The 16,313-nt window shown below is 38.6% G+C and carries 16 protein-coding genes; 12 read left to right on the forward strand and 4 right to left on the reverse strand.

Annotation, left to right across the window (positions count from 1 at the left end):
* Positions 1–100: 100 nt before the first annotated feature.
* The 6 genes from ACAN52_RS09800 to ACAN52_RS09825 all read left to right on the forward strand — a co-directional run bounded on the left by ACAN52_RS09800 (position 101) and on the right by ACAN52_RS09825 (position 6,927).
* Positions 101–1,090 carry a LacI family DNA-binding transcriptional regulator gene (locus ACAN52_RS09800; RefSeq protein ID WP_378954539.1) on the forward strand — a complete coding sequence of 330 codons (990 nt, stop codon included), beginning with the start codon at positions 101–103 and terminating at the stop codon, positions 1,088–1,090.
* A 454-nt stretch (positions 1,091–1,544) separates the two neighbouring features.
* Positions 1,545–2,024, forward strand: a complete 480-nt coding sequence (locus ACAN52_RS09805) for a YhcH/YjgK/YiaL family protein (RefSeq protein WP_378954540.1) — start codon at positions 1,545–1,547, stop codon at positions 2,022–2,024.
* Between the two features lie 86 nt (positions 2,025–2,110).
* Complete coding sequence (locus tag ACAN52_RS09810) at positions 2,111–3,412, forward strand: MFS transporter (protein ID WP_378954542.1); 1,302 nt, start codon at positions 2,111–2,113, stop codon at positions 3,410–3,412.
* A gap of 43 nt (positions 3,413–3,455) precedes the next feature.
* On the forward strand, positions 3,456–4,217 hold the full coding sequence (gene kduD, locus ACAN52_RS09815; protein WP_378954544.1) for a 2-dehydro-3-deoxy-D-gluconate 5-dehydrogenase KduD: 762 nt from the start codon (positions 3,456–3,458) through the stop codon (positions 4,215–4,217).
* A 46-nt stretch (positions 4,218–4,263) separates the two neighbouring features.
* Entirely contained in the window at positions 4,264–5,241 is a 978-nt protein-coding gene (locus tag ACAN52_RS09820) for a 2-hydroxyacid dehydrogenase (protein WP_378954545.1), read from the forward strand.
* A 312-nt stretch (positions 5,242–5,553) separates the two neighbouring features.
* Positions 5,554–6,927 (forward strand): NAD(P)-dependent oxidoreductase, encoded by a 1,374-nt coding sequence (locus ACAN52_RS09825; protein ID WP_378954546.1) that lies wholly within the window; start codon positions 5,554–5,556, stop codon positions 6,925–6,927.
* Between the two features lie 31 nt (positions 6,928–6,958).
* Here ACAN52_RS09825 and ACAN52_RS09830 read toward each other — a convergent pair whose 3' ends face one another.
* The gene (locus ACAN52_RS09830) at positions 6,959–8,467 is read right to left on the reverse strand and encodes an ATP-binding protein (protein ID WP_378954547.1); all 1,509 of its coding nucleotides are present in this window, start codon (positions 8,465–8,467) and stop codon (positions 6,959–6,961) included.
* Complete coding sequence (locus ACAN52_RS09835; protein ID WP_378954548.1) at positions 8,464–9,129, reverse strand: response regulator transcription factor; 666 nt, start codon at positions 9,127–9,129, stop codon at positions 8,464–8,466. The genes ACAN52_RS09830 and ACAN52_RS09835 overlap by 4 nt, the downstream gene beginning before the upstream one ends.
* Positions 9,130–9,240: 111 nt before the next feature.
* On the opposite strand from ACAN52_RS09835, the gene ACAN52_RS09840 reads away from it, so the two are divergent.
* From ACAN52_RS09840 to ACAN52_RS09865, 6 genes are all read left to right on the forward strand, one after another.
* The gene (locus tag ACAN52_RS09840; protein ID WP_378954549.1) at positions 9,241–10,314 is read left to right on the forward strand and encodes an efflux RND transporter periplasmic adaptor subunit; all 1,074 of its coding nucleotides are present in this window, start codon (positions 9,241–9,243) and stop codon (positions 10,312–10,314) included.
* Between the two features lie 15 nt (positions 10,315–10,329).
* Positions 10,330–11,040: an ABC transporter ATP-binding protein gene (locus ACAN52_RS09845; RefSeq protein WP_378954550.1), complete on the forward strand. Its 711-nt coding sequence runs from the start codon at positions 10,330–10,332 to the stop codon at positions 11,038–11,040.
* Positions 11,019–12,236, forward strand: coding sequence for an ABC transporter permease (locus tag ACAN52_RS09850; RefSeq protein ID WP_378954551.1), 1,218 nt, complete (start codon positions 11,019–11,021; stop codon positions 12,234–12,236). The genes ACAN52_RS09845 and ACAN52_RS09850 overlap by 22 nt, the downstream gene beginning before the upstream one ends.
* 193 nt (positions 12,237–12,429) lie before the next feature.
* Positions 12,430–12,828, forward strand: a complete 399-nt coding sequence (locus ACAN52_RS09855; protein WP_378954552.1) for an arsenate reductase ArsC — start codon at positions 12,430–12,432, stop codon at positions 12,826–12,828.
* A 228-nt stretch (positions 12,829–13,056) separates the two neighbouring features.
* Positions 13,057–13,551, forward strand: a complete 495-nt coding sequence (locus tag ACAN52_RS09860) for a TlpA family protein disulfide reductase (RefSeq protein ID WP_378954553.1) — start codon at positions 13,057–13,059, stop codon at positions 13,549–13,551.
* Positions 13,552–13,564: 13 nt separating this feature from the next.
* Complete coding sequence (locus tag ACAN52_RS09865) at positions 13,565–14,272, forward strand: cytochrome c biogenesis CcdA family protein (protein ID WP_378954554.1); 708 nt, start codon at positions 13,565–13,567, stop codon at positions 14,270–14,272.
* A gap of 108 nt (positions 14,273–14,380) precedes the next feature.
* Here the strand turns inward: ACAN52_RS09865 and ACAN52_RS09870 are convergent, their stop codons facing one another.
* Both ACAN52_RS09870 and ACAN52_RS09875 read right to left on the reverse strand, forming a co-directional pair.
* A complete protein-coding gene (locus ACAN52_RS09870; protein WP_378954555.1) occupies positions 14,381–15,640 on the reverse strand; it encodes a sensor histidine kinase in 1,260 nt (419 codons plus the stop codon).
* A complete protein-coding gene (locus ACAN52_RS09875; RefSeq protein WP_378954556.1) occupies positions 15,627–16,301 on the reverse strand; it encodes a response regulator transcription factor in 675 nt (224 codons plus the stop codon). The genes ACAN52_RS09870 and ACAN52_RS09875 overlap by 14 nt, the downstream gene beginning before the upstream one ends.
* Between the last annotated feature and the right edge of the window lie 12 nt (positions 16,302–16,313).

The following is a 16,313-nucleotide window of genomic DNA, read 5'->3' on the forward strand; positions in this document are numbered from 1 at the left end:
TTGTTTCATGAAACAGTATGTAGTGAGAAAGCTATTACTGGTGTACAATAGACTCTAAGAGTGAAAATAGTGGGTTATAGCGTGTTGGGGAGGAAAGGCAATGAACATATATGATATTGCGCGGGAAGCAGGAGTTTCAATTACAACCGTTTCTCGTGTAATTAACAACAAAGAGAATATAAGTGATAAAACAAAACTCAAAGTGGAGAGTATTCTAAAAAAGCATAACTATACGCCTAATGCCTTTGCACGTGGATTAATGTCTAGTTCGATAAAGTCAATCGGTGTCATTACTGTTGATATTCGTAAGCAACACTATGCCCACACAGCATTTACAATTGAACAGGATTTCAGCAAATTAGGTTACAGTGTAATTTTATGCAATACGGGGGGCAAGACGACAGAGAGTATCAATTATTTTAAAATGTTGATGGAAAAAAAAGTGGATGGTATCATTCTCATTGGTTCCATTTTTAATGATCAAAAGGTTAAAAAATATGTTTCAAAATATGTAAAAAATATACCAATTGTTCTGGCTAATGGACATCTAGATGTAGATAACGGCTATTCAGTACTAGTGGATGATTTTGATGGAATTTATCGTTGTGTAGAATATTTACATAAAAAGCAGCATACGAAGATTGTATATATTAAAGATATGGAGACCTACAGCGCTGAACGAAAAAAAGAAGGGTTTATCGCAGGGATGAATCAGTATGGTCTCATGCTTGACGAAACCTCCATTAGCGAAGCCGTACATGGCTTGGAAGGTGGCTATGAGGCGGTGGAAAAGTTGATTGCTACAGGTAAAGAATTTTCTGCAATTATATTTGGTGAAGATATTACTGCGGTTGGTGGGATCAAAAAACTGAAGGAAATGGGATGGCGTGTGCCAGAAGATGTAGCCGTGACCGGTTTTGATAATTCCATTTTTGCAAAGTGTTGTGAACCAGAACTGACAAGTGTGGATAATAAAGTTGAAACTGTTGCCTCATTGAGCGCTAAAATGCTACATGATTTAATTGAGAAAAAAGAGGTCTCTTCTACAATTATGATTCGACCAGACCTGATCATACGAAAGAGTACCTAGGAAAAATAATAGAGCAAAAAAACCAGATATAAGTCTGGTTTTTTTGTTCACGACTTTCAATAATATTAAATGAAAGGGGTTTCATTAAGAAGTTTTAAAAGTCGCTTTTAAATTGATAAATATAATAGCGAGAAAATAATTTTAAAGAACAATACATCATAATTAAAGGAAAAGATGAACAAGAATTAAGAGGGAATAGAAATAATATGATAGAAGATGCGTTAAAATATACAGTGGTTAAAGTCTAATTTTATAGGAATAATGCCTGTTTTTATTAAATTTGAAAAATTATTTTAAATAAAGTAATTGAGATTCTAATAAATTTTCAAAAAATATATTGAAAAGTAAGATTATTATGTGTATACTAAGAACCATAAATGAAAGCGCTTTCATTTATGGTTCTTTAAAATTAAAAAATATATAACTATATATTTAAAAAAGGGGCGTGCAGATTATGTTTTTTGGAAATGTAGCAGCAACAGAGGGAATGGAGAAAAAGTATCCAGCAGCTATCGTTAAAGCGATCGAGTATTTCAAGAGTAAGCAAAATGAATTTTTATCTATGGCAATCGGAGTGTATCCAATTGAAGGAGAGGATATCTTTGCACAGGTAATTAATACGGAGACAAAAGAGAAAGATCAGGTGAGACCGGAAGTGCACCGAAAGTATATTGATGTACAATTTTCTGTGGAAGGAAAAGAAATCATCGGTTTTGCACCAGACTTGGGTAATAATGAAGTGACAGAAGATTTGGCGGATACGAAGGATGTTATTTATTACGACCTACAGATAAAGAATGAAATAGACCTTATTATGGAGCCTGGTAGCTTTACTGTTCTTTTCCCAGAGGATGTTCATCGACCGGGATGTGAGTATGGTGGTTGTACAACAATCCGTAAGGTTGTGATCAAGGTTAATACAGCAATATTATAAGAAAAATAACAACATGAAGATGATGTGGTTATATCGTTGTAAGATGGTATGGTTTACAGAATAAAGAAGGAAGAGAAGGTGTTGTGATGATCGAAGAAATCCGCAAAATACCTAATGGACGTTGGGTGCGTATTCTACCTCCACTCATGATTGTTTGCATTATTTCTTTTATGGATCGTGTTAATCTTGGTTTTGCCATATCTGGAGGTATGAATGCTGAACTAGGATTGACAGCTAGTATGGCGGGGGTCGCGGCAGGAATTTTCTTTTTTGGTTATTTATTTTTACAAATTCCAGGAGGACATTTTGCTGCTAAACGTAGCGGAAAACATTTTATTACCGCATCCATTCCCTTCTGGGCAATCGTTTCAATTTTAAGCGGGTATGTGACGAGTGTTAATCAATTATTGATTCTTCGGTTTTGCTTAGGTATTGCTGAAGGCGGGATGTTGCCAGTCGTGTTGACTTTATGTAGTAATTGGTTTCCCAATGAAGAACGGGGACGAGCCAATGCGATTGTGCTTATGTTTGCGCCTGTTGCAGCTATTATCACAGGTCCTCTTTCTGGCTATATTATTTCATTGTCTGGATGGCGTGAGATGTTTATTATTGAAGGAGTCATTTCTCTAGTTGTACTGATTCCATGGCTGATACTCGTCAGCGATCGACCGGAAAAAGCTTCTTGGATTAGTAAAATAGAAAAAGAATATATTTTGGATAGTCTGCGTGAAGAACAAGAAAACATGGAAAAAAATCATGTGAAGCAGGCATCTCTCAAGGATCTTCTGCCTAATATAAGCATGTGGAAATTGATTGTATTGAATTTCTGCTATCAATCAGGAGATTATGGTTTTGCTATGTGGCTACCGACTTTGCTTAAGGATTTGACTCAAGGTGGTATGAATCAGATAGGCTGGTTATCAACGGCGCCTTGGATTGCCTGTATTTTAGGCATGATATTTTTCTCAAATCTATCTGATCGGACAGGCCGGCGGAAAATTTTTGTTATCATTCCATTAGTTGGTTTTGCCTTATGTCTCTTACTATCTGTTCTAAGTAAGGAGAATATTTGGTTATCCTATACTTTTCTAATTGGTGCTGGTTTCTTTATAAAGGCGGCAGGTGTTGTGTTTTGGGCCATTCCATCTCGCTTATTTAGCAGGGAAGTTGCTGGCGGTGCGCGTGGTGCTATTAATGCGCTGGGTAATCTTGGCGGATTTTTCGGGCCATATATTGTCGGATTAATGATTCAAATGTACAATTACAATATAGGTGTTTACAGTCTGGTTGGTCTATTACTAATAGCAGCTGCCATTACTCTCACATTGCCAAATTCGGTTGAGGCAGAACCTGAAATTTGTAAATTACAAGAGACTGTACAATCTTAATCGTGATTTTGCTGATATATAAAGTGGATAGGAGAGGTTAACTATGAATATGTCTGATTTTTCATTAAAAGGAAAACTGGCCGTGGTTACTGGCGGAAATAGAGGACTTGGCCAAGGTATGGCCGTAGTGATGGCAAAGGCTGGAGCCGATGTTGTTTCGATTCAAAGGGGAGATTCTTGTCCGGAAACAGCGGCGCAAGTGGAAGCCCTTGGACAAAAATGTTACGCAATAAGCTGTGATTTGGCTAAACTAGAATCTGCTGAATCAGTGGTAGCTGAAATTGAAGAGAAATTTGGACCAGTGGATATTTTAATCAATAATGCTGGTATTCAAAGGCGTTATCCTGCGGAAAAATTTCCAATTGAAGAATGGGATCTTATCATGCAAGTTCAATTGCGATCCGTGTTTTTAATGTGCCAAGCATTTGGCTGCCGTATGCTGGAGCGTGGATCAGGAAAAATTATCAATATTGCTTCACTGTTATCTTTTTCTGGTGGTCTTACTGTACCTGCGTATGCAGCAGCAAAAGGAGGTATCGCTCAACTAACTAAGGCACTGGCTAATGAGTGGGCAGCCCGCGGTGTGAATGTTAATGCCATAGCTCCTGGATATATGGCAACGGATATGAATACAGCACTCATTGGTGATTCTACACGCAGTGCGCAGATTATGGACAGGATTCCAGCAAAACGATGGGGAATACCGGAAGATATGGGCGGAACGGCTGTTTATCTTGCTTCAAAGGCATCAAATTATGTTCATGGTCAAGTGATATGTGTTGATGGAGGATGGATGGCAAGGTAGATGTACTTAAAAATGAAAAAACATGAAAAATAGAGGTGGCTAAAGAATGGTTAAATCCAAGGTATATGTTACTTATCCATTAGCAGAGGAAGTATTGGCATTACTTAAAGAACGTTGTGAAGTAGAAATGAATCCAGAAAACAGAGTACTGAGTACTAAGGAATTATTAGAAAAAATTGAAGGAAGAGACGCTGTACTGGTTGTTTCGGCTTCCATTACTGAAGAAATTTGTCAGGCTGCTAAAGGAAAATGTAAAATATTCGCAAATTATGGCGTTGGTTATAATAATATAGATGTGGATGCTGCTACAAAGCACGGAATTTTTGTTAGCAATACACCAGACGTTCTCACAGATGCAGCTGCTGATCATACTTTTGCTTTACTCATATCTACAGCGCGACGTATTGTCGAGTGTGATAAATTTGTCAGATCGGGACAAAAAGGGTGGGGTCCTATGAATATGATCGGGGCTCAGGTTAGCGGCAAAACCATTGGTATCATTGGAGGTGGTCGCATTGGCAAGGCGACGGCTCAACGTGCTAAAGGATTTAACATGAATATTATCTATACCGATATACAGGCGAGCCGGGAATTTGAAATAGCCACTGGTGGGAAATTTGTTGATAAGGATACTCTGCTAAGTCAATCAGATTTTGTTTCCATTCATCTCCCATTTCTTCCATCGACTAAGCATTTTATTAGTACAGACGAATTAAAACTGATGAAGAAGACAGCGATATTGATTAATGGTTCTCGTGGGCCGGTAGTTGATGAAAAGGCTTTAGTAGAAGCATTGCGTGATGGCATAATTGGGGGGGCAGGTCTTGATGTATTTGAATGGGAACCGGAACTAGCCCCAGGCCTCACTGAACTTTCAAATGTCGTATTAACTCCTCATGTTGCGACTTCTACGATGGATACTCGAATTGCCATGGGAGAACTTTGTACACAAAATATTTTTGCAGCGATTGACGGTAAAATGCCACCAACATGCTTAAATCCAGAGGCTAAAGACAAACGTTAGATAAAAAATAGCGTTTTGGTATTCTTAATTTCTTCAATGATATGACAATATACCTGTTTAATGAGTTCTAAAAATGATTTTTAAAAGATAAAAAAATTCCTGGAGAGAAGAAAGGTATGCATGTAACTGGCATGAATGACCTGCTCTTTCCAGGAATTTTATTTTAGATCATATTTTTTTTGCGGAAAATAGAGTAAAATTGTTCTAAAGTATTTTATATATAAATTGTAGCAAAGAAATTGGCAGCTATATTCCAGCTTTGGACATTGATGTTAAGAATTTTTGGCTCAATCAATACAAGGGGGAAAGATTATGTTAATTGATAAGAAAAAAGACTTTGACGATAAGGATCTTGGTTTTGATGAAATTGATGAGGGGTTTACGTTTAAAGAAGCTGTGCGTGAAGCTAAGAGGTGTCTAAATTGCCCTAAACCTTTCTGCCGAGCAGGGTGTCCTATTGAAAATGAAATTCCAAGTTTTATACAAGCATTAGCAGGTGGCAATATTGGTGAGGCGAGTGCTGTGATTGCACGGCGTAGTAATCTTCCTGCCGTGTGCGGTCGAGTTTGTCCTCATGAAAAACAATGCGAAGCAGCATGTATTTTAAGTAAAAAAGAATGCGGGATTAAAATTGGTAAATTAGAACGATTTATTGCTGATGTTGATGCTGAATTAGAAATAAGCTCAGTGAAAAAACAAAGTCATATAAAAGGCAAAGTCGCGGTAATTGGCTCGGGTCCCGCTGGACTAACTGTTGCTGGTGACTTGGCAAAATTGGGATTTGTTGTTACTGTTTTCGAATCTCAGTCTGAGCCAGGTGGTGTTTTAATGTATGGTATTCCTGAATTTCGCCTAAGTAAGGAAGTTGTACGCCGCGAAATAAAAAGTATTGAGCGGTTAGGAGTCGTTTTTCAAACAGATACTTTGGTGGGACAAGGAATAACCATTGATGAGATGTTTGCCCAAGGATATGATGCTGTATTTATTGGAACAGGAACAGCGTTACCTAAAGCCTTAAAAATACCTGGTTATGATTTACCTGGGGTTATTCAGGCTACTTATTTCTTACAAATCGTTATGTTAGCCAATAGCGGTAAGGTCGATCCAATAGAGGTGCCTGTACATGCTGGTGATCAGGTCGTGGTGATTGGAGCTGGAAACGTAGCGATTGATGCTGCTCGCACAGCTTTGCGCTTAGGGGCTGCCAATGTAAGTGTTGTATATCGTCGTACACAGCAGGAGATGACTGCACTTAAATCTGAATTTGAAATTGCTGAGCAAGAAGGTGTGGAGTTTAAATGGCTCAGAAGTCCAGTACAATGTATGGGAACAAATAAATTAACAGGTCTGGAATGTGAAGTACAAGAGATTGGTGAAAATGGCAAAGTCATTGGTACAGGAGAAAGAGAAGTATTCCTTGCCGATAAAGTTATTCTCGCAATTGGACAAAGACCTGCTTCGCGGATTGTATCAACGACGACGGGGATTAACGTAAGTCCAGAAGGGTTTGTTATCACCAAAGAACGTCCTTATGGAATGACGACTCGCCATGGTATTTTTGCTGGCGGTGATGTTGTGCATGAACCAGCGACAGTGGTCCTCGCGATGAAAGAAGCTAAAAAAGTTGCTATTGGAATTGCTCAATATGTGGAAGCTAAGAAACTGATGGATGAATGTGGTTTGTAACATAGAGAGAAAAATAAGGAAAGGCGACCAATTAATTGGCTGCCTTTCCTTTATTTTTTGTATTGTTAATATCAAACCAGAAACGAACCCCGCCTTCTACATTTTCTACGCCATAGGAGGAGGCGTGCAATTCTTGAATGGCGCGGACTATGGAGAGGCCCAGCCCATACCCTCCTCGCTCTCGCGTGCGAGATTTGTCAACCTTATAGAAACTGGTCCAGATTTTTTCCAGACTTTCTTCGGGAATGGATCGTCCTGAGTTATAGATCGAGACCCTGCTATAATCTCCTAGTGTTTGTAGAGAAATTTTGATGATCTTTGCAAATTCTGTATGATCAATGGCATTGTTAAATAAATTCAGTACAACTTGCTCAATTCGTAATATATCGCCATGAACGAGATAACTCTTTTCAGTATTCATTTCCAGTGTAATATTTTTTTCTGATAGAATGGTGAGGTATTTCAGAGTGATGCGATTGAGCAATAGTGAAATGTCAAAATTACTTTTATTGAGTTGGAAGAACCCAGATTCAATTTGTGATAAGTTGAGCAAATCTTTAACGAGTCGATCCATTTTTTCAGCCTCATCAATAATGACCGAACAATAATAATTTTTACCGTCTTCGTCTTGGGGAATATTTTCTTTTAAGCCTTCAGCATAACCAAGTATAAGAGAGAGGGGAGTTTTAAGTTCATGAGAAACGCTTGATATGAAGTCTTTGCGCATTTTATCAAGTGTGCGCTCTTTTTCCACATCAGCCATTAGTTGTTGGTTTTTTTCACTGAGTTCCGAGATCGCTGCGTCAAGTTGATCTGATAAATGATTAATACTTTTACCGAGGGCGCCAAGCTCATCACTGCGGGTTATAATACATTTTTGTGAAAAATTAAGTTGTGACATGCTTTGGGCAATACGATTCAGTTCTATGATAGGGTGAGTGAATTTTTTTGCAAAATAAAAAGCCCACATACAACCAGCAAATAAAAATAATATACCAGTTAATATTATAAATTGCGCTGCTACCGTCACACTTTGAAAAACAGGGGCAAGAGGTTGTTTTAAAATTAAAATATCCTCATTTTTAAGTTGATGTTTAAGAATCATGAAGTCGATTTTTAAATCTGGGTCTTGCTCCACTTCCAAAACGGTCTGGTTATCGATGACTTCCCTATTTTTAATAATGGGCGGTGGAGTAAGTGGAAAACGATCAGGCATATGGGGGAGTGGAGGAAAAGGATCATGAAGTTTTGGATTGCTGAGGGAACTAAAGGAAGTATATTTTATGTGCCCTTCTTTGGTGAAAATAATGATTCCTGTACCGAGGGTATTTCCTACTCGCTCTAGTTCTAACGCTATTTCTACTGGGTTTCCACGGTATAAATCATCAATGGTTGTGCTACTGGCGATCAGAATATCTTTTTTCTGCCAAATATAAAATTTCTCTAAGCCAATACGGGTTAGGCCTAAGGACATGAATACGAAAAACAGTATGAGGCCACTCAAAATGATAAATAGTTTTGTTCGCAGGGAGACTGTCATTTTTCTACCTCAAATCGATAACCATAACCCCTTATTGTTTGTACAAGGGTACTTTTGTCTTCCAGTTTTGTACGGAGCCTGTTAATATGAGTGTCTACAGTGCGTAGATCACCAAAATAATCATAGTTCCAAACTTGATCTAGAATTTGCTGCCGACTTAACGCTTTACCATTATTCTCAGCTAAATAGGTCAAGAGGTCATATTCTTTAGGACTTAGATCGACAGAGTGGTTATCAATTGAAACTTGGCGAGCTGTTTCGTTAATTTCTAGACCACCATAAATGGCTATTTTATCTTTTTCAATGCGGCGAAAGAGGGCATTGACTCGTGCAGTCAACACTTTTGGACTAAAGGGTTTAGTGACATATTCATCAGCGCCGATTTCAAAGGCGAAAAGTTGATCGACCTCTTCATCTTTCGCCGTAAGCATGATAATTGGAATATTGCTTGTCTTTCTAATTTCCCGGCATACAGTCCAGCCATCGTGTTCGGGCATCATGACATCTAAGATGACCAAATCGACTTGCTTCGTTACTAAGGTGTCTAAGGCATCACGACCATCTGTTGCTTCGAGTATGCTATATCCTTCGCGTATTAGAAAATCGGCAATTAATTTTCTAATACGCACTTCATCATCAACAATTAAAATGGATTTTTTCATTGAAAAATCTCCTTATTCGTTCATATATATTTTTTTTTGTAACAAAATTGTAACAATTATCCTTTATAATGAGAAGAAGACGGGATTAAGTAAAGAAAAATGGTGGTGTTTATGATTTGGCAAAAAGTGAATCAATATAAAAAATGGTATATCGTCTTCATTGGATTGGCCTTGGTTGTTGCAGGTGCAGCAGTCTACTTTAATAAGAGTAGTGCCCCTGTTGATGTTGAGCCCACAGTTGTTATGGGGCGTGGTAATATCAAGGCCGTGGTCTCTGCAACTGGAACGATTGCAGCAGTAAACTCTGTAGAGATTAGTTCTCGGGTGACAGGTCTTATTACAGAAGTCAATGTTAAGGAAAATGATATTGTGAGTAAAGGACAGTTGTTAGTTGTCCTTGATAGCACAGCTATTAAAGCTCAAGTTGCGCAATATCAAGCTCAATTAGCGAATTATGCTGCGATTTATGAACGGAGTAAAAAATTAGCAGCTGTAGGTGGGGAATCTCAGCAACAATTAGATGCTGATCGAACTAATTATCTTGTGGCTCAGTCTACAGCTGACAATTATGCATCTCAACTCGGGTATTATGTCATTACAGCACCAATTGATGGTATGGTGATTGGCATACCGACGCCAGCTGGTCAGACCGTAGCTCAAGGTATTTCTTCTCCTCAAGTGATTATGACGATCGCTGATATGTCTAAAATGCAGATTAAGGTGTTAGTTGATGAATCAGATATTGGAAAAGTAAAGGCTGGACAAGAGGTTTCTTTTAGTGTGGATTCTTATACAAATAAGACTTTCACTGGTAAAGTTACTAAAATTTCTCGTAGTGCCACTACTTCGTCCAATGTTGTATATTATCCTGTCTATGTTGACGTTGATGCAACGGAAAATCTGCTATATCCAACAATGACTGCCAGAGTTACTATTAATATAGGCGAAAGAAAGAATACCTTAGTTGTACCTTTAGCCGCAGTCAAAGAAGAAAAAGGACAAAAATATGTTGAGGTTATGGTAAGTGGTAAAAGTCAAAAATCACCAGTCAATTTAGGGCTAAGTGATGATGAGCAAGTAGAAATTCTAAGTGGGTTACGTGAGGGGGACAATGTCATCGTACCTGTCGCCAAGGCACGTACGACAACAAATAATCAAAATTCGGGGCCACCACCCCCAATTTAGAGTGAGGAGGAAGACATGACAATTGCTTTAAAGAATGTGACCAAGGTGTATCATATGGGTGATACAACCGTACATGCACTGGCAGGTGTGAATTTAGAGATTATAGCTGGTGAATTAACTGCGATTATGGGCCCCTCAGGATCTGGTAAGTCTACGTTAATGAACATTTTAGGTTGCCTTGATCGTCCGACGAGCGGATCATACTCGATTGATGGTTTGGAGGTAGGGGGGTTAAATGATGATGAACTTGCAGTGATGCGTAATCAAAAAATCGGTTTTGTATTTCAAAATTTTAACCTATTGCCACGGATGTCGGCACTGCAAAATGTATCATTGCCTATGGTTTATGCAGGGGTATCTAAAATAGAACGGATCGAGAGAGCAGAGCAGGCTTTAGGGATGGTTGGTTTGGAAGAACGTAAGCATCATCGTCCTAATGAATTATCAGGCGGTCAAAGGCAACGGGTAGCGATTGCTCGTGCACTAGTGAATAATCCTGCGATTATTATGGCTGATGAACCTACAGGTAATCTTGATTCGAAATCTGGAAATGAGATTATGGACATTTTTGGTAAGCTTAATTCTCAAGGTCGGACCATTATTTTGGTGACTCATGAGCCAGAGATTGCAGCCTATGCTCGTCGAATTCTTCACGTTCGCGATGGTCAACTTGTCCGTGATGAGAAGCAAGAGGGGGCTGAAGCATGTTCTGGGAAAGTATCTTAATTGCTTTTGAGGGATTAAAGGCAAATAAATTAAGATCCATCCTGACCATGCTGGGAATTATTATTGGTGTTGGTGCCGTGATTGGTATGGTTTCGATTGGACTTGGTGTGCAACAAAAAGTGCAAAATTCCATTGCTGGTTTGGGGAGTAACCTTCTCATTGTTGCGCCGGGTGCGAATACACCGCCAGGTGGTGTCCGTTTGGCTGCAGGGTCTAATATTACCTTAACAAAGCAAGATGCTAAAGCCATTGCCCAACAAGTTGGTGGTATTAACTATGTGGCACCTGCTGTCAGCCAACAATTTCAGATTATCTATGGTAATCAAAATTGGAAAACCAATGTTCAAGGAACGACATCTGATTTTTTGGAAATACGTAATTTCAAGATTGCATCGGGGAGTTTTTTTACCAATAGTGATGATGATACTCGTGGGCGAGTCGCTGTCATTGGTCAAACCGTAGCTACGAATTTATTTGGAAATATAAGCCCAGTCGGCCAAACTATTCGTATTGGTCAAGCTCCCTTTCGGGTGATTGGTCTGCTGGAAAGCAAAGGACAATCATCGATGGGGTCAGATCAGGATGATTTGGTCCTTGTACCTTTAGCGACTGCCCAAGAGCGTTTAATGGGCATTACCTATTTACATAATATTAGTATACAGGTGCAAAGTGAAAAGGTAATTGATAAGGTTCAGGAAAATATTACGACTCTCCTTAGAACTCGTCATCATTTAGGAGTAAATGTAGCGGATGATTTTACTGTTCGTAATTTAACAGCACTGATGACGACGATGAAGGAAACGACGGGCACGATTACCTTGTTTTTAGGAAGTGTTGCTGCCATTTCATTGTTAGTAGGCGGTATTGGTATTATGAATATTATGCTGGTGACTGTCACTGAACGGACGCGAGAAATTGGTATAAGAAAAGCATTAGGTGCTACCTACCGTAATATTTTGCTGCAATTTATTGTCGAAGCCATTGTCATTGGTGTTACCGGAGGATTACTTGGCATTTTTTTAGGAGTCATTTTAGCGCGAGTGGTCTCGGCTATGGCTGGCTGGAATACGGTGGTTTCCCTGACTGCTATTTTTACAGCATTTAGCGTTTCCGTATTGATCGGTTTATTTTTTGGTATTTATCCTGCTCGTAAAGCAGCACTACTTGATCCTATTGATGCCTTGCGATATGAATGAGAGTTTCCATAGAAAAAAGAGGCTGAAATGCCTCTTTTTTCTATGACTCGTTTATGATATCGGAAAAAAATATTTGAAAAACCTTTGAAATAAAATTGAAGTTTATATGTAGTGCTAGATCATTTATGAAAGTTTTAGTATAGTAGTGATAAGAAATGAATGAGCAAAAATAAAAGAGAAGGATGGTTATGATATGAAAAAGGTGGCATTTGTCTGTGTTCACAATTCGTGTAGATCTCAGATGGCTGAGGCTTTTGGTAAGGTTATGGGCCACGGCGTGTTTGAAAGCTTTTCCGCAGGTACGGAGGAACGTTCCATGATCAATCAAGATGCGGTGCGCATTATGAAAGAGTTAGGTATTGATATGGAAATCAATCAAAAACCTAAGCTGATTAGTCAAATTCCAGAGATCGATATTGTAGTCACCATGGGGTGTAATGTGGAATGTCCTTATTTACCATGTAGCCACCGTGAAGACTGGGGCCTAGAAGATCCAAGTGGAAAACCCGATGATGCATTTCGAGATACTCGCGATACAATAAAGAAAAAAGTAGAGGAACTTGTCGTGCGTATTAAAAATAATCAAATCTAAAAGTTATCAAAAAAAACATGACTTACGAAAAAAATAAGTCATGTTTTTTCTCGGTAAAAAGGATCTAATACTACTTTGATCATATTCTTTGGCAATATAGAAATAGAGCAGGCTTTTATCACTGGTATGAAGAATGACTTTATCATATGAGTATCTATATGGATCGATGGTTTCATATACTGTGTAGGGGCCGATGGAATTAGAAATGTGAAAAGGAGTAGAGAGAATATGAAGAGATTCAAAATTGTTATGGGGATCATGGTCATATTTCTACTGGTATTGGGATCAATCTGCAGCGCTGCACCTGACACTGGGAGTACGGTTGGTAAAATGATGCCACAATTTACACTGAATGCAGTGAATGGAAGTAGTATTACGGTAATGCCATCTGACAAAGTAACAATTATAAACTTCTGGGCGACATGGTGCCCGCCTTGCCGAGCTGAAATGCCTGAGCTGAATGCATTTCAGCTACAATATAGTGATACAGTCGCTTTTTATGGGATTAACTTACGGGAAGAAGCTAATTTTGTAAATGATTTTATGTATAAAAAGGGATATTCCATGCTGGTATTGCTGGATTCTAATGGAGAAGTCGGTAATTTATTTCAAATAAAATTTATTCCGACAACTATTGTAATCGATCGCAATGGTATTATTATTTTCCGCAAAAGTGGTCCAGTGACGAAAAATGAACTGGAAACTATAATTAACAATTTATAGGAGTATGACTGATATGGATATTTCATTAATCGCTGCTTTTATAGCTGGAATCGCATCTCTCCTCTCACCCTGTGTTTTACCCTTATTACCAACTTATTTTGCATTTTTAGGCGGTCATAGTGGAAGTAGGGGAAGTGAAAAGTCCTCAAGTCAGTGGATTTTGTTCCGTAATTCATTTTTCTTTCTGTGTGGATTTACAATGGTATTTGTTATGATGGGGGCTAGTGCTTCTTTTATTGGACAGCTATTTTTCAATTATCAAGAGATGATTCGAAAAATTGGTGCTGTCTTTATGATCATTATGGGTATTCAACTAACGGGTTTCTTGGTTATCCCCTTATTGCAGCAAGAACGGCGGCCCTTATTAAATTATACTTTTTCCGGTCCGATTGGTGCTTTTATCTTCGGTGCTGCCGTTACGGCTGGCTGGACTCCGTGTATTGGTCCTATTTTAGCATCCATTTTGATGTATGCCAGTACAGAAGAAATGGTGAATCATGGTGCTCTTTTATTGTTTATTTATGCAATGGGATTTTGTCTGCCCTTTATGTTGTTGGCATTTTTATATAACAAGTTTCTATTTCGTCTTTCGTCAATTTATTTTTGGTTGCCTTGGATTCAACGTATATCAGGAATTGCTATCATTTTAGTAGGCGTTGCGATCTATTTTGATCTGATGAATACTCTGCTTGCGATCTTGGTAGGTTATTGGTCATATTGACTTTGCATCTTCTTGTGGATAAAAAATGAGAACAATCAAATCTAAGGTTTATATAAAAAACGCATGACTTACAAAAAAAAGTAAGTCATGCGTTTTTTTATATAAGTTTTATTGATCGGAGTAGAGGCAAACTGTGAAGATGCTTCCTTCATTAGGAGTGCTGGTAACAGTGATATTACCATGATGACTTTCTATAATCCATTGGGCAATAGATAATCCAAGGCCCGTTCCGCCTTTCGAGCGTGATGAATCAGATTGATAAAAACGTTCAAATATTTTATCAAGATGTTCAGGATTAATGCCTTCTCCTGTATCTGTCACTGATAATAGAATTTCACGATTTATTTGCTCTAAATTAACTGTTATTTCTCCACCAGATGGAGTGTGACGTATCGCATTATCTAGTAGAATTCCAACGACTTGTCGCAGTTTGGCTTCATCACCAGAATAGGGAATTTGAGTGTTGATTTTGAGGTAAAGGGCAATTCCTTGGACGGTAGCAAGGGGGCGAAAAAGCTCCGCTGCCGTCATAACGGCTTGATCGAGTAGGAAATAGTTATGAGTGAGTAATTGTTGCTGTGAATCTGCTCTTGCTAAAAAAAGTAGAGATTCAACTAATTTTGTCATGCAAATTGTTTCTTCGTGAATATTATTGAGCCAATGTGCTTGGCTTTCTACTGTTTCTTTAGGATTATCACGTACAATTTCGAGATTTGTTTGAATGACTGCCAGTGGGGTGCGAAATTCATGAGAAGCATCTGCCAGAAAATCCTTCTGTTGTTTCCAGGATTTTTGAATGGGTATCATGGCTTTATTAGCCATAAAAAAACTACCAAATACGGATAAAATCATACCAATGAGTCCCGTAAGGCTTAAGTCCGTAACTAAAGATTTTAATAAATCACGATCTCGCTGAAAATCTTGAAAAATGATAAAAACATCTTGTTGATCGTTAATGGGAGTAATTTGATAAAAATATTCAGTTTGATTAAATAAAAGACTTCCTGTATCTAAACCGATTTCTTGTGTTTGTGTTGCAAGACGCGAAAGTTGATCTTTTGTCAGAGGCGTTATAGGAGAGGTTTGGCTGATATCACCTGCTGAGTTTATCTTCACAAAGAACATAATTGGACCAGGAGGGTGGTCGTGCTCAGAATCAGGACCGGGGCCAGGACCTGGATCAGGTGGAAAATTATTAAATTTGCCCATCATTAGATCATGAGAAAATTTATTTCTCATGTGTTTTCCGCCATTAATCATTCTATCTTGTACAAAAAAATAGGTGCCCGTAATTAACAAGAAAAATAATACAACAATGACGCTTAGGTTAACGAGCATAAGTTGAAGTCGGAGTTTACGAAACATCATTATCCTCCTTCAAATAATAGCCGACCCCTCTAACGGTCTTAATTAAGGAGGTATTCAATTTCTTGCGGAGATAATGGATATAAAGGTCTACATTGGCCAGCTCAATGCTTGCGTGATAACCCCAAACTTTTTCCATAATCCGATCTTTACTGACAACAAGTCCGCAATTACGCATTAAGAGTTCTAAGAGGAGAGATTCCTTAATGGTTAATTTAATGGTTTGGTCATTTGTTATGACTTCGCTTCGCAAAGGATTGAGTACCCAACCAGCTGCGCTGATCGTATTGCCCACTAACTCTTTAGTCTGACGACGGGTAAGAGCCCGAATACGGGCTAATAATTCTTCTGTAGAAAAGGGTTTAATCAGATAATCGTCAGCACCTGAGTCGAGACCTTCCACCCGGTTGTCGGGTGTATCTTTGGCAGTGAGGAATAATACAGGAGTATCAAATCCCATAAGACGGAATTCTTTTAATAAAGAGATTCCATCACGGTGAGGTAACATGCGATCAAGTATGAGTAAATCATAGACGCCAGTTGCGGCCATGTCTAATCCAACTTCACCATCGGGGGCAGTGTCTACAGCGTAACCTTTTTTCTTCAAAAGATAAGATAAGGCTTCCGATAATCGCTGTTCGTCTTCTACGAGTAATAATTGCATCAAAGCACCTTC

Source organism: Pelosinus sp. sgz500959, assembly GCF_042610375.1.
Classification (GTDB): domain Bacteria; phylum Bacillota; class Negativicutes; order DSM-13327; family DSM-13327; genus CTSoil-075.